This is a genomic window from Acrocarpospora corrugata, assembly GCF_009687845.1.
GTDB classification, from domain to species: Bacteria; Actinomycetota; Actinomycetes; order Streptosporangiales; family Streptosporangiaceae; genus Acrocarpospora; species Acrocarpospora corrugata.
Genome location: NZ_BLAD01000134.1, coordinates 1 through 14,539 on the forward strand (window position 1 = coordinate 1; position 14,539 = coordinate 14,539).

Below are 14,539 nucleotides of genomic sequence, written 5' to 3' on the forward strand. Positions count from 1 at the left end.
AATGGAATCACCGCTACTCGCGCGACCGCGCCAATCTGGCCCATCAGAGCCTGCCGGTCCTGCTGGAGGGCTTCGGCCGCATCCTGTCCGGCTGCGTGCAACTGCTGCGGCCTGGCGGGGTGGCGGCGATCACGGTGCGTCCCTACCGCCATCAGACCGAACTGATTGATCTGCCGGGCCAGGTCCAGGAGGTTGCCCGTCAGGCCGGGCTCGTTTTCGCCGACCGCATCGTCTGCCTGCTGTGCGGGCTCGGAAGAGACCGGTTGTTGAACCGGGCCTCGTTCTTCCAGGTCCACGAGGCCCGCAAGGGCTGGGCACGTGGCCTGCCCATCCACGCCACAGCACACGAAGTCCTGCTCATCTTCCGTAGGCCGACCATGTCCGCAACAGCTCCAGCCGAAGCACATCAGATCATGGGATAGCCCCGATCCTGGTCGGGCTGACCAGCGGATTTTGCTTGACGCCGGGGGTGGAGGTGGGCGTCGATACGGCCGCCGTCGACCGGTACCACCGTGGCCCAGGGGCCGCTGTGCCCGCCGTTGCCGCCTGTGTGGGCCAACGGGCTCGCCATGGGCACCGGTGGGCCGGTCGGCGGCGCAGCGCCCCGTCCACACCGCCGTCAACCCTCATCCCCCTGACCACCGCCCGGCCGATTAGGAACCCCGATCGGCCGGATTGCCTGTCCGACCGCTTCCACAGAGGTGATCAGTGATGACGAAGACACGAAGGCCGCCGCACGATCCCGAAGACCTCGGGGAAGTGCGGGCCGAGGTGATTGACGTGGTGACCGCGGGACGCCTGCTCGGCATGGGCCGTACCAAGGCCTACCGGCTGGCCAAGGCCGACCAGTTTCCTTGCCGGGTGCTGCGGATCGGCGGCCGGTACATGGTCCCGGTCCGTGGTGTGCGGGCGCTGCTCGGATACGCCGACGACGGCCACGTTCGTCGCGGCGAAGACCACGATGAGAAGGGATGATCCCGGTGGCCAACGGAACCACTTTCAAGACCTGCGCCTGCCGTGACGCCGCAGGCAAACGGCTCGGCACGACCTGCCCGAAACTACGTCGTTCGGGTCGGGGTGGTGAATGCTGGAACAGTGCGCACGGCCGGTGGGCCTACCAGCTGGAGTTGCCCGCGCACGCCGACGGAAGGCGCCGCAACCCGCTACGACGAAGCGGCTTCGACACCCTGGATGAGGCCGAGGCCGAACTCGACCACGCTCGCGGCCTGCTGGCCTTGGACGACGACCCCCTGGTGAAACGGCGGATCACCGAGCTGATGCTGTCGGTGCTGAAAGACACCAAGAAGCTTCCCGACACTGAGGAGGTACGGCGCAAGGTCCGCACCCATCAAGACCTCAACCGGCAGATCACCGTCGCCGAATGGCTGGAGGAGTTCCTGGCCCGCAAACGCCGGATCGAGGCGACCACCCGCTCCGGCTACGCCGCTCATGTCCGGCTCCACCTCACCCCTTACCTCGGGGACATCCGGCTGGGCCGCCTGCGCGTCTCCGACATCGCGGGCATGTTCGACGCGATCGAGGAGTTCAACGACATTATCGCGGTCGAACGAGCCAGCGGCGACCCAGCCCGGGTGACGAAGGTGAGATACCGGCGGCCGGTCGGGCCACCCACGATGCACCGCATCCGCGCCACCCTCCGGCACGCCCTCAACGTCGCGATCAAGCAGGACCGGCTGCTGGACTTCAACCCCGCGGCCGTGGTGGAACTCCCGCCCGCCGTTCGCCCGAAGCCGGTGGTGTGGACCGAGGGGCGAGTGGCCAAATGGCGAGCTGATTACGCGGCTCGGGTGGATGCCGCTCGCCGGGCGCGGGCCCGGGTGGATGTGATCGGCTTCTACATCTCCACCCCACGCCCTTCGCCGGTGATGGTGTGGACACCCGCCCACACTTCGGCCTTCCTGACCCGCGCCCGCCGACATCGCCTGCACGTGCTGTACCGGCTCATCGCCCTGCGGGGCCTGCGTCGCGGCGAGGCCGTGGGCCTGCGCTGGCCGGACGTCAACTTCGCGGCCCAGACGATCGGCGTGCACTGGCAGATCACCCAGCTCGGCTGGCAACCCGTCCAGGGGAAACCGAAGACCGACGCCAGCGACCGCATCATCGCCGTCGACGCCGAAACGATGAAACTCCTCAAGAAACACCGCACCAAGCAGGCTGAGGAACGGCTCGCCGCAGGCGATGACTGGACCGACAGCGGCTTCGTCTTCACCGATGAGCTCGGCCGGCCGCTACATCCGCAGCAGGCCACCGACCAGTTCTACTGGCTCGCCTTCGAAGCCCAGCTACCACCCGTACGCTTGCACGACCTCCGCCACGGCGCCGCCTCCCTCATGCTCGCCGCCGGAGTCGAACTCAAGATCGTGCAGGAAACACTCGGCCACGTCTCCTCAACCTTCACCCGCGACACCTACACCAGCGTCTACCCGGAGGTCGCCGCAGCTGCCGCCGAGTCGACGGCAGCCCTCCTGGCGACTTCTTCCTCACCGGTTCATACCGGCAGATAGTGCGGACCGCCTGCCCTACGACGTGGTACCCGATCCGATCGCCGGAACGGGTGATCAACGGAGGCTGAGCTCGGGTTCCCGTTGCAGGCCCGCTTCGAAGCCGGGGCGGGCCTGCGTCCATTGCACCGCGCGTGCCGGCGGGCGCCAGCGTGTGGACCTGCTGGAGCAGCTACCGCCTCTTGATCCAGACCGAATCCTCGCAGTGCCGCGTGACACCTCTGATGCCGGTGCACATCTTGAACACATCGACGTGGCTGATGTAGGTGCGGTCCTCTCCGCAGCCCCACGCGGCTCCGTTGGAGTCGGCCACCGTGTAGGTGCCGAGCATCGAGGTGGCGTACTCGGCCTCCACGTACAGGTTGTCGGCCTTGTTGTCGCACACCACGATGTGGTTGCGGTCCTGCGATACATGAACATTCCCAGCGGTGGTCGCATGACCCCATCCCGGTTCAGGACCGGCGGCTGAGGCGGGCACAGCGACCAAGACGGCAAGGACAGCCGAAGCGATGACGGCACGAACAAGCACAGCGATGCGTTCCGGTAGGGCCTGTCAGAACGGCTGACATCCTGAGGGAAGCTCCTGTGGGGTGCGGAAACTCAGCCGTAGTGGTTGACCTGGGGGTTCACGGCTCGAGCATGATGAGGTCTCGGGCATCCTGCTGACGGTGTCGTGGTCCTTGCTCTACCTCATCCTCGGGCGTGTCTTTCAGCTCCTGTTCCTGCTGGGCCGCGGTGACCGGGCCAAAGCGGCCGAGATCGTGGTGCTTCGCCATCAGGTCGCCGTGTTGCGCCGTCAGGTGAACCGGCCTGATCTCCAGCCGGTGGATCGGGTCGTGCTCGCGGCTCTGTCGCGGCTGCTTCCCCGCTCGTCGTGGGATGTCTTCTTCGTCACCCCCGCGACGTTGTTGCGCTGGCACCGCTCCCTGGTAACGCGCCGCTGGACCTACCCGTCCAAACGCCCGGGTCGTCCCTCCACGCGCGCGGACATCCGGGAGGCGGTGTTGCGCCTGGCCCGGGAGAATCCCACGTGGGGCTACCAGCGCATCAGCGGCGAACTGGCCGGCATCGGCCTTCGGGTACCGCCCAGCACCGTACGCGACATCCTCAAAAGAGCCAGGCTCAGTCCGGCGCCACGTCGCATCGGACCGAGTTGGAGTCAGTTCCTCAAAGCGCAGGCCGAGGGCATCTGGGCGTGCGATCTGTTCCACGTCGCGAACTTGGGCTCCTCCGGAGCCAGCTCTGCCTCGATCTTCTCCCGCAACTGCGCCGATCCGCGCCAGTACAGCGTCCACAGAGCCTTCTTCAACCGCTCCTCATCAAGCGGAGCCAATGCGGCGTAGAACTGCTCGCGATCCATTCGCTGCGCACCCACGGGAGTGATCGTAGGTGAACCGGACCGGCGAGGTGATCCGGGGCGATCATCTCGGTGACAGTCAACACCTTGCCGTCAAAAGTCGGCATCGCAACGCCTCGAAGGGATTCGGCTATTTGGTCTTCATCGTGACGTCGTAGCCCTCCACGCCGGCTGGGTTGAACTGGAGTTTCCGGTGCGCTCGCCGTCGTTGAGCTTCTCTCCGTCGATGTGGGTCTCCTGGCGTTCGCGTCCCGTCACGCCGCGGCCTTCGACGAGCTGGGCGGTCAGGGCGTTAAGCAGATCCGCCTGAGCGATGCCCTGGAATGGAGCGGGAGCGGCGGGGGCGCCGCGGGCGGTGGCGAGGGCAGCCGCGAGGCCGAGTACGGCGGTTCTGATGGCGATCGTGAGCGGACTTTATTGGAGTTCGGGGGGAGTGCCGTCTCGATTCTGGGAGCCGAATGTGATTTGCATCACATTCTGGACCGGTCTAGTGTCCGTGACGTCCGAGTACTACGCATAGTGCACCTGTTGTCACGTCTGTCGCTTTATTTCGCTCTTTTATCTTCTCCTTATCCCATGAATGATCGCGCTGTCATCTGACGGGGTTTGTGATGCATGGGGGGTCGCGTGGTCAGAGCGCGTGGCAAGGTCGTCGCAACTGCGCTTGCGGTCGTCGTGTCGGTGTTCGTCTCCACGATCGGCGTACCGGACGGCCTGGTCACCTCCGCGTCGGCGGCGGAACTGCCGGAGCCGATGAAGGAGAACTCGGTCGCTGGCCGTCCCCTTGCCGTGCCCTCGGTGGAGCCGGGTGCGGAGGATCTTCACAAGCCGCCGGTACCGCGCGCGGTGGTGTGGCCGAAGGCCGGGTCGGGTGAAGTGGCGGTGGGCGCCAAACCGGTGGCGGTCGGCTCGCTGCCGGTCAAGGTCGGCCCTCCCGAGCCGTTGCTGCAGGGGTCGTCCCCCGTGGTCGGCCAGGCTGGGAAACCGCTGGCACGGTCTGACGCGGCGGCGGCGCAGCAGGCCGATCGGGCCACTGGAGTTGCTCCGGCGCGAGTGAAGGTCCAGACCTTCGATGAGGCGACCGCACGCCGGATCGGCGGGGTCGGTGGATTATTCGGGTTTCCGGGACGCCTACAGCGGAGGTTTCGCCTCCCGGCTGTCGTTGGTCCGGCTGCCCGCGTGCGTGCTGGACAGTGCGCCTTCCGCGGGATGCCGGGCGAAGACGGCCGCTGAGTCCGAGCAGATCCCTGTGGTCAACGATGTGGAGGCGGGGACGCTGACCGCGCTGGTGGAGGCGGTCCCGGCCACGACTGGGGTCGCTCCAAACGCGGCCGCATCCCAGGCGCGGGTGTATGCGGTGACCAGCTCGGCCAGCGCGACCGCCAGCGGCACAACCGGCTCGTTCGAGGCCACCGATCTGAAGCCGTCGGGGACCTGGCAGGTCGGCCTGTCCGGCGGCGGGTTCACCTACTCGTACCCCATCCCGGTGCCGCCCGGCCCGTCCGGTGCCGGTCCGGCGTTGTCGTTCGATTACTCCTCCACCTCGGTGGACAGCCTGATGGATCTCACCAACAACCAGGCCTCGGTAGTCGGGTCGGGCTGGGACCTCAACCAGGGTTTCATCGAACAGACCTTCTACCCCTGTAGCGATGGGGCCGACCGATGCTGGGCCTCCGGCGGCAACGATCCCACCCTCCGAGATCTGACGCTGTCGGTCGGCGGGCGTTCCTCTCACATCGTCAAGGACGCCACCAGCGGCGATTGGAAGACGGTGGAGGATTTCGGTTGGAAGATCGAATTCGTGAGTTCCAGTCCTGTTTCGGGTCAGCCGTACTGGACGATCGTCACCCAGGACGGCACCCGCTACCGGCTGGGCTATCAGCGGGATGCCAGCCTGCAGATCCCCTTCCAGGGAGATGACGCCGGCGAGCCCTGCCACAACCTGTGGGTGCCCCGCTCGACCGGCGGGGCGACATCGATGTGCACGGCGCCTTACCGGTGGTTGCTGGACCAAGAAGTCGATGCGCGCGGCAACGTCATCGACTACACCTACCAGCGGGATGCCAACGGCTACTGCTCGACCCGGATGACGTTGGCCACCTGTTGGCAGACCTATGACCGCGGCGCCTACCTGACCCAGGTCTCCTACGGCTCCAACCTGAACGTGAGCGGCTCGGCTCCCACCGCCCGAGTGCAGTTCGCCATGGTCGACCGCACCCTGGACGGGCTCAGCGATGTGCCGCTGGACCTGCGCTGTGAGACGCCCAGCAGTGAGTGTTTCCTGAACGGCCCGGCGTTCTTTATCTCCAAACGCCTGGCCTCGGTCACCACCCAGACCTACACCCCCGCCACCGGCTGGGACGATGTCACCCGGCTGGAGCTGGGCCAGGACTGGCTGGGCGGCCTGGTCTCCGGCGGCGAAACCCAGGGCATGTTGTTGTGGCTGGATTCCATCCGCCAGGTCGGCCTGGCCGGAAACGGGCCTGACATCGCGCTGCCACCCGTGAAGTTCGATGCGACCCTTCTGAACAACCGCAACGACTCCAACGGCAGTGACCGGCCAGAAGTGCCCTTCCCCCGTATTGACGCGATCAACAACGAGCTGGGCGGCCGTACCGAGGTCACCTACGGTCAGCCCTCCGGCTGCGACATCAGCCCCGAGACCAAGGCCGTCGACCGGGACAATGAGGGCAGCGACTGCTATTGGCTGTACGCGAGCAATTACATGGACGCCAACAACGAGTTCCACCTGGTCGGCTCGGTGTGGAACAAGTTCATGGTCACCCGGGTGGTCGACCGTGACCTGGTCGGCGGGTCACCGGACATGGTCACGGACTACCAGTACCTGGGGACACCGGCCTGGGCCCTGCCGGGCACCTACGAGGTTCCCACCCCGTCCTGCTTCGACCCGCCGGTCCGGCCGCCGCAGCCGCCGTGCGTGAACTGGTTCGGCGAGTGGAGCGAGCACCGCGGCTACCCCACCGTCCGCACGATCAAGGGCAGCGGCACCGACGCCTCCGGCTACAGCGTCTCCACCAGCACGTTCTTCCGCGGCCTGTATGAGGACAAGCTCGCCAACGGCAGCCCGAAGAACACCACCGTCATCGATTTTGAGAACAACACCGTCAACGACCTGCGCATGCTGTCGGGCCGCACCTTGCAGGAACAGGCCTTCGTGGTGACCGGCTGGACCACTCCCACCCAGCAGTGCCAGTACAGCCCATGGTCGGCCTCCACTGCCTACACCTGGGGCGACCGGGTGTCCTACAACAACCACCACTGGATCTCGGTCAACAACAGCAACACCGGCCGCACCCCCTCCAGCTCTTCCACCTACTGGAGCGACAGCGGCCCCTGCCCGACCATCCCCGCGACCATGACCTTCCAGGAGCAGGGCGGCACCCGCTCGGAGTACACCAACGTGGTCACCGGCAACGGACCCGGCATCGCCGACCCCCACCAGGTCAATCAGACCCGGCAGGTCGCCCGGGAGAAGGTGACCTCCGGCTGGCGCTACACCGAGACCGCCACCACCTACAACGTCGACGGCCTGCCGAGCAGAGTCAACGAGTACGGTGAGCGCGGGGTCGCCTCCGACAACACGTGCACTGCGACCACGTACGCGAAAAACACCGCGAACGGTGCCTGGATGATCTCCTACCCGGCCTCCGAGGAGCGCCGCAAGGGTGACGACTGCGCGTCGGGGACGTTCATGGGCCGTTCGGTCACCCTCTACGACGGCGCCACCGGCGAGGGCGCGAACCTGCCCACGAAGGGCAACGCCACCGAGTCCCGCGCTTACACCAGCGCGACCGACTTCACCGCCACGAAGGTCACCTACGACGGTTACGGCCGCTCGACCTCCTCCACCGACCCGCTGAACAAGATGACCACCACGACCTACACTCCCTTCGTCGGCTGGCCCACCGGTGGTGTCGCGGTGATCGACCCGCTTGGTCACACCACCACGACCTGGGCGAATCCCGAGTTCGGTGTGCCGATCGGTACGCGAAACGAGGCCGGGTACGACACCAACATCGACTACGACCCTCTCGGCCGCACGGTCGCCCTGTGGACTCCGGCTCAGCCGAAGTCGGGGGGTACGGCGGCGGCGACGGTGACGTACACGATCCCGGTCAACGGGACCGGCACGGTGAACGGGCCGGCGCGCACGGCGGTGTCGAAACTTCAGACGGCCAGCATCTATGTGACCACTTATAGCTACGACGACGGTTTCGGCCGCACCCGGGAGACGCAGGTTGCCTCCCCTGCGGGTGGCCGGGTGGTCAACGCGACCGTCTATGACGCCCGTGGTTTGACCTCGGCCAGCAGCGGGCCTGCGTACAACGCCGCTCAGCCTGGCAGTGGGCTGCTCAACGCGGTGATGTCGACGCTGCCCCAGTGGACGAAGCAGACGTTCGACGGCGTCGGCCGGGCCGTGGTGTCGGCTGACATGACCGGATCGAGCGAGCTCCGCCGTACCACCACGAACTACTTCGGCGACCGCACCGAGGTGATCCCGTCGGTCGGCGGGAAGACGGTCAGTTACACCGACGCCGAGGACAAGGTCACCAAGATCGAGGAGTGGCTGACCGGGGTGGGCGCGGCTCCGGCCGCCCTCCAGGGGCCGACCGCCGCGAAGGCGGCCTCGGGCCGGGTCTTGCTGGCGGATCGCACGACCGAGGACTCGCAGACCTTCCGTAACCCCGACGGTTCGTTCACCGCTGAGTTCTCCTCCGGTCCTGTGCGGGTGCGGCAGCCGGACGGCGGCTGGGCTGGTGTTGACACGACCCTGGTCGAGGTGGGCGGGGTGCTCAAGCCCAAGGTCGCGGCGGCGACCGTCGAGTTCTCTCTCGGGGGGAGGGGCACGCTGGCCCGGCTGGAGGGGAACGCGGGCGAACGTTTCGCGCTGGAGTGGCCCGCTGACTTGCCCCGGCCGCAGGTCAAGGGCAACGTCGCGACGTACGTGGATGGTGCGGGGCCCGGGGCCGACTTGGTGGTGACGGCACTGAGTTCCGGCTTCCGGCATGACGTGGTGCTGCGGCAACCGCCGTCGGGCCCGGTGGAGTACCGGCTGCCGGTCGTCGCCCAGGGCATGACGCTGGCCAGGTCGCGGGAGGGTGGACTGGCGCTTACCGACGGGGGCGGGCGGATCGCGGCCTCGGCGCCCGCGCCGATCATGTGGGACGCGAGCGGGAAGCGCGGACGCACCGGCAAGATCGCGACGGATGTGGTGAACGAGGGCGGCAGGCAGGTGCTCGTGCTGCGGCCCGACCCTGCGTTCCTGGCGGACAAGGCCACCAAGTACCCGGTTACCGTCGACCCGACGACCACCCTCCCCGTACTTACCGACGCCTGGGTCAGCACCGGGGGAGAGACCGGTGCCGACACGCAGTCGAGTCCGTCTCTTTACGCGGGTACCCTTCAGATCCCCGCGTCCTCGAGGGTCTACGACCGGGCTTACCTCACCTTCAACGCCGCCTCCCTCACGGCAGCCACGGTGAGCGCCGCCACCCTGAACCTCTACCGCACCGAAGCGTCCGGGTGCGGCGACGCCAGCTCCGGCATCCGCGCGCAGCGTGTCACCGGCTCGTGGACCACGGGCGGGCTGACCTGGTCGTCCCAACCGGCCACCACCACGACAGGCCAGGTCACCGCGAACGACTCGGCGACCTGTGGCGCGCCCGGCTATATGACGTGGAACGTCCTGCCGTTCGCGCAGGCGTGGGCGTCGGGTACGGCCAACAACGGCATCATGCTGCGCGGTGCGGATGAGGTGCAGTCGGGCCGTCCCGAGTACGACCGGGGATTCCACTCCAACGAGACGACCGCCGGGGCGCAGTACAAGCCGTCCCTGTCGGTGACCTACACCTCGACCTCGGCTCCCACGGCGACGCAACCGGCCGTCGCGCCGTTCCGGACCGTTTCCGGCACGACCACCGCGACCTCCCTGACGCCTCAGCTCGCCGCGATCGTGAGTGACCCGATGGGTGGGCCGCTGACGGGCGAGTTCGAGGTGGAGCACGACCCGTCCGTCCCGGCCCAGGGCAGCGGCCAGATCTGGACCGGAAGCGCCGCCGGGATCGCCTCGGGCCAGTCGGCGGCCGTCGTCGTACCCGCGGGGGAATTCACGGCGGGGTGGCTTGTCCGCTGGAGGGTACGCGCGGTCAACCCGGCCGAATCGACGAGTTCGGCCTGGTCTTCGTGGCAGACGTTGCGCGTCGACCCCTCCTCGGCCCAGGCGCCGACGAGCTCGCCCATCGCGCACTGGAAGTTCAACGGCGACGGTGGCGACGCGACCGGCACCACCGGCCGTACCGCCACCCTCGGCGGCACATCCTCCTGGACCGACGGCGTCCTCGGCGGCGCGCTGGCGGCCACCGGTGGTGCCAACAGCGCCAGTACGGCCGGCTCGGTGATGCGGACCGACCAGTCCTACACCGTCTCGGCCTGGATGCGGGTCCAGGACAGCAACGACTGGTACGACCCGATCCGTCAGGTCGGCACCAACAAACCGGCCTTCTACCTGGGCATCAACCCCAGCGGCCAGCTCCAGATGGTCATCAACAACTCCGACACACCAGGCGCGATCACCTACGGCGTGTGGGCGGGGAGCTATCCGATCAAGCGCTGGTTCCACATCACCGGCGTCTACGACCGCCCCAACGGGCGGGTCCGCCTCTACCGGGACGGCACCGAGATCGGCACCAACACCGTGCCGCTTGGCTGGCAGGCAGGCGGCCAGGTCAAATTCGGCGCGGTCTACAACGGGCAGATCGACGACGTCCGCATCTACCAGAAGGTGCTGACCCCGACCGAGATCGCCGCCATCGCGGCCGGATCGCCCGCTCCCGACCGCACCCCGGTCGCAGACCAGCTCTCGGTGACCCCCACGCCGGTGACGTCACTGACGCCGACCTTGTCCGCGCGGGTGTCCGAACCCGGAGCCCAGGCCCTGCGGGCGGAGTTCCAGGCCGAGCACGATGGCCAGCAGGTGTGGACCGGCAGCAAGGACAACGTCACATCCGGCACCAACGCGACCGTGCAGATCCCGGCGGGCGAGCTGGAGGACGGCTGGGAGGTGCGCTGGCGGGCCCGCGCGGTACGCGGCGACACCGCCTCGGCGTGGAGTTCCTGGCAGACCTTCACCGTCAACACGCCGAAACCGTCGGTCAGCGCTCTCCAGCTGACCCCTTCGGCAATCGTCGGCGGGCAGACCGTGACCTCCACGGTGACGCCCCAGCTCAAGGCCACCGTGAGCGACCCGGGCGGGGCAACGCTGCGGGCCGACTTCGAAGTCGAGCAGCCGCACGGAACCTCAGCCTGGACCGGCAACGTCGCCACGGTCGCCTCCGGCGGCCAAGCGCAGCTCACCGTGCCGAACGGTGAGCTGATCGACGGGATCCCAGCGCGCTGGCGAGTGCGCGCGGTGAACCCGAACGGCAACATCACCTCGGCGTGGTCGCCCTGGCAGGACTTCACCCTCGACACCCCGGACCCGTCGATCGGGTCACTCCAGACCGACCCCTCGACGGTATCCGGTACGGAAACCCTCACACCGACCCTCACCCCCAACCTGCGCGCGACCGTGTCCGAACCCGGAAACAGCCAGGTCAAAGCCGAATTCGAGATCGAGCACGACGGCCAGCAGATCTGGACCGGATCCTCTCTGGCCGTGGCGTCGGGGCAGGTCGCATCAATGGGGGTGCCGTCCGGGGAACTGACCGACGGGTGGACCATCCGGTGGCGGGCCCGCGCGGTGACGGCCGCCACGTCGGCCGCGTCGGCCTGGTCGGAGTGGCAGACCGTCACGGTCCACCTCGGCCCGATCGACCCGGACCCCGCCGTGACAGCTCTGGAGATCACCCCGTCGGAGGTCGTCGAAGGCGTGCGGGTCGCGACCAGCGTCATGCCCGCCCTGAAGGCCCAGGTCACCGACCCTGCGGGCGGGACGCTGCGGGCCGAGTTCGAGGTCGAGCACGACGGTCAGCAGGTTTGGGCCGGGGCCGACGAGGACACCCCGGCGGGCTCGCAGGCGTCGGTCGTGGTTCCCGCTGGGGAGCTCCAGGACGGCTGGAACATCCGGTGGCGGGCCCGCGCCCTGGCCGGAACAGTCGCGTCGGACTGGTCAGCGTGGCAGGACGTGCGCATCGACCGTCCCGACCCGTCGGTGAGCGACCTGTCGGCGACCGAGTCGCTGACGCCCGAGCTCAGCGCGAAGGTCTTCGACCCCGATGGCGGGACGGTCAGCGCGGAGTTCGAGGTCGAGCACGACTCCTTGGTTCCCGCGCAGGGCACCGGGCAGATCTGGACCGGGGCCGCCGGCAACGTCGCCTCGGGGGAGACGGCGACCGTCACTGTGCCCGTGATGACGGAGGGCTGGAAGGTCCGCTGGCGAGTCCGGGCCGTGACCAGCGGCGCGGGAACATCGGCGTGGTCGGCCTGGCAGTCCCTGACGGTGACGGACGGGACGTCGATCCCCACGGTTGCCGGGCCGCGTAGCCAGCCTGCCGACCTGCACTCGCTCACACCCGCGCTGATCGCGACCTTCTCCGCGACGCAGGGGCAGGTCGGCGGTGAGTTCCAGGTCGAGCACGATCCCTCCGAGCCCGGCCAGGGGACCGGGCTGATCTGGTCGGGCAGCGTCAGCGGGATGACCTCCGGTAAGGAGGCGACGGTGACCGTACCGGCCGGGACCCTGCAGGACGGGTGGAAGATTCGCTGGCGTACCCGCGCGGTCCGGGGTGCCGCGGCGTCGGAGTGGACCTCCTGGCAGACCGGCACCGTGATCGCACCGCAGTTCTACACCACCACGTATGAGTACGACCTCAACGGGCAGCTGACCAAGCAGACCGACGCCAACGGCAACATCCGCACTTTCACCTACGACCTGATGGGCCGCCGGATCGCCGCCCACGATCCCGATGCGGGCGATTCCGAGGAGGGGTATGACGCGGCGGGCCGGTTGCTGTGGTCGACGGACGGCAAGGGCCAGAAGGTCTCCCACACCTACGACGACCTCGGCCGCAAGACGGGCATGTGGGCGGGAGAGCCGGTCGCCGGCACCAAACTCGCCGAATGGGTCTACGACACCCTGGCCGTCGGCAAGCTCACCTCGGCCACGCGGTTCACCAACGGCCAGCGCTACACCGATGCCGTCACCGGCTATGACGTGATGGGCCGCGCGACCGGATCCTCCCTGACCGTCCCATCCAGCGAAGGCCTGCTGGCCGGTACCTATACCTTCACTACCAGCTACAACACCGCCGGTGACATGGCCACATACAGCATGCCCGCTGCCGGTGGCCTGCCCGCCGAAACCATGACCTCCACCTACACCGACCTCGGCCTGGCGAGCAGACTGACCAGCGATCACAGCGGTACCTATACCTACGTCGACTCCACCACCTACACCGCCACGGGACAGCTGTCCCAGCGCGGTTACGGAGCCGCTGGAAAGATCAAGCGCACGCTGACCTGGGATCCGGCCACCGGCTGGCTGAACCGGGCGACCACCCAGACCAACGCCGACACCGCCACCCCGGTCACCGCGCAAGACGACCGCTACACCTACGACACCTCCGGGGAGATCACGCGGATTCTGGACGCCGCCTCGGCCATTGGAGCCGGTCCCGGTCAGTCCGAGTGCTACACCTACGACGGCCTGCACCGCCTGACCACCGCCTACACCACCACCGGCGCCACCTGCACCGCTGCAGCCGACGGCCTGGGCATCGACCCCTACAACCAGACCTACGCCTACGACGGCGTCGGCAACATCACCGCCCTTACCGACGCCGGGCAGACAGCCACCTACGTCTATCCCGCAGCGGGGGCCTCCGCAGTGCGGCCCAATGCCGTCACCAGCATCGCCCGGCCCGGCAGTACCGACATCTACAGCTACGACAACGCCGGGCAACTCACCTCACGAACCGCCGACGGCAAGCAGGGCACCTTCGTCTGGAACGAGTTCGGCCAGTTGGAGGTGGCCACCATCGCCGGCACCGGTGAGACGAGCATGGTGTACGACGCGGACGGCGAACGCCTCATCCGCCGCGACCCCGACGGGAAGGCCACCCTGTATCTGGGCTCAATGGAAGTCCAGGTAGTCGGCGACCAGATCAGCGCCACCCGCTACTACACCAGCCCGGACGGCGCCACCGTCGCCATGCGCACCACCAGCCAAGGCCAAACCGGCACGGTCAAATGGATGGCTGCGGGCCTGCATGGCTCGGCCCAACTCGCCATCGACGATGCCACCGGCCAGGTGGCCCGCGAACGCTACCTTCCCTTCGGCGAGCGCCGCGGCACCGACGACCTGCCCTTCACCGACCTCGGCTTCCTCGGCAAGATCGAAGACGACTCCACGGGCCTCACCTACCTATCAGCCCGCTATTACGACCCCCGGGCTGCCAAGTTCATTTCCACCGATCCCCTCTTAGACCTGCGCAAGCCTCAATGGGCCAACCCGTTCGCCTACGCGGGGAACAACCCCATCGGGTTGTCCGACCCCACCGGCCTGGCCACCGCCTGCGACACGGCGGCCGAATGCGCGAGTCTTGAATACAGCAAATGCATGAAGCAGGGCGCGCTTAAATGCGCCCAGGAACAGCTGCAGAATGCGCAGAACGCCACCGACCGCTACTGGAACCAATGCCAC

Annotated in this window: 7 protein-coding genes and 1 pseudogene; 7 read left to right on the plus strand and 1 reads right to left on the minus strand. The window is 67.9% G+C overall.

The window, feature by feature from the left end:
• The 3 genes and pseudogenes from Acor_RS42700 to Acor_RS40615 all read left to right on the plus strand — a co-directional run.
• Window positions 1-422: pseudogene (locus Acor_RS42700) on the plus strand (hypothetical protein); the annotation flags it as partial.
• A gap of 289 nt (window positions 423-711) precedes the next feature.
• Window positions 712-975 carry a hypothetical protein gene (locus Acor_RS40610; protein ID WP_155342084.1) on the plus strand — a complete coding sequence of 88 codons (264 nt, stop codon included), beginning with the start codon at window positions 712-714 and terminating at the stop codon, window positions 973-975.
• Between the two features lie 5 nt (window positions 976-980).
• On the plus strand, window positions 981-2,525 hold the full coding sequence (locus Acor_RS40615; RefSeq protein WP_155342085.1) for a site-specific integrase: 1,545 nt from the start codon (window positions 981-983) through the stop codon (window positions 2,523-2,525).
• A gap of 169 nt (window positions 2,526-2,694) precedes the next feature.
• Here Acor_RS40615 and Acor_RS40620 read toward each other — a convergent pair whose 3' ends face one another.
• A complete protein-coding gene (locus Acor_RS40620) occupies window positions 2,695-2,907 on the minus strand; it encodes a hypothetical protein (protein WP_155342086.1) in 213 nt (70 codons plus the stop codon).
• A 295-nt stretch (window positions 2,908-3,202) separates the two neighbouring features.
• On the opposite strand from Acor_RS40620, the gene Acor_RS40625 reads away from it, so the two are divergent.
• From Acor_RS40625 to Acor_RS40635, 4 genes are all read left to right on the plus strand, one after another.
• On the plus strand, window positions 3,203-3,865 hold the full coding sequence (locus tag Acor_RS40625) for a helix-turn-helix domain-containing protein (protein WP_174876271.1): 663 nt from the start codon (window positions 3,203-3,205) through the stop codon (window positions 3,863-3,865).
• A gap of 242 nt (window positions 3,866-4,107) precedes the next feature.
• Entirely contained in the window at window positions 4,108-4,479 is a 372-nt protein-coding gene (locus Acor_RS40630; protein WP_155342087.1) for a hypothetical protein, read from the plus strand.
• Between the two features lie 27 nt (window positions 4,480-4,506).
• Window positions 4,507-5,112: a hypothetical protein gene (locus Acor_RS42705; RefSeq protein WP_170317352.1), complete on the plus strand. Its 606-nt coding sequence runs from the start codon at window positions 4,507-4,509 to the stop codon at window positions 5,110-5,112.
• A 16-nt stretch (window positions 5,113-5,128) separates the two neighbouring features.
• The coding region (locus tag Acor_RS40635) for a DNRLRE domain-containing protein (protein ID WP_170317353.1) at window positions 5,129-14,539 on the plus strand (9,411 nt) is incomplete at its 3' end.